The 327-nt window shown below is 55.0% G+C and carries 1 protein-coding gene; it reads right to left on the reverse strand.

Annotated elements, in window-relative coordinates; all coding sequences use genetic code 11:
- On the reverse strand, positions 1 to 327 hold a 327-nt coding region (locus tag LKK83_RS00725; RefSeq protein ID WP_324628807.1), incomplete at both ends, for a hypothetical protein.

Raw genomic sequence — 327 nt, forward strand, 5'->3', positions numbered from 1 at the left:
TTCACCAAAATCGCGATCGACTAACGCTTTTAAATCCGATTTGCTCCAGGGAGAACCATCGGGTTGCCGAGTGGATGTTAGCAGCGCTTCAATTGCTCCTAGTTCCGAACCCCTCGGTGGTGCTCCCGATGCGATTTCGCTCAACCGTTGCGCGTTGAGGCTGGATTGCGATGCTAATTTCTCCCATCCCTGTTCTGTAAGCGGCAGTTTGCGAGTCCTCATCTCGGCAACGAGCAAATCTTGCAGCGCAGGGGTCGGGAGTATCTCGGCGATCGCTTCTGGGGTTCGACCCATTCCGATGCGATCGAGGTGTCTGCGGAAAGGTTG

It is taken from the genome of Phormidium sp. CCY1219, from assembly GCF_035615515.1.
GTDB lineage: Bacteria > Cyanobacteriota > Cyanobacteriia > Cyanobacteriales > Laspinemataceae > CCY1219.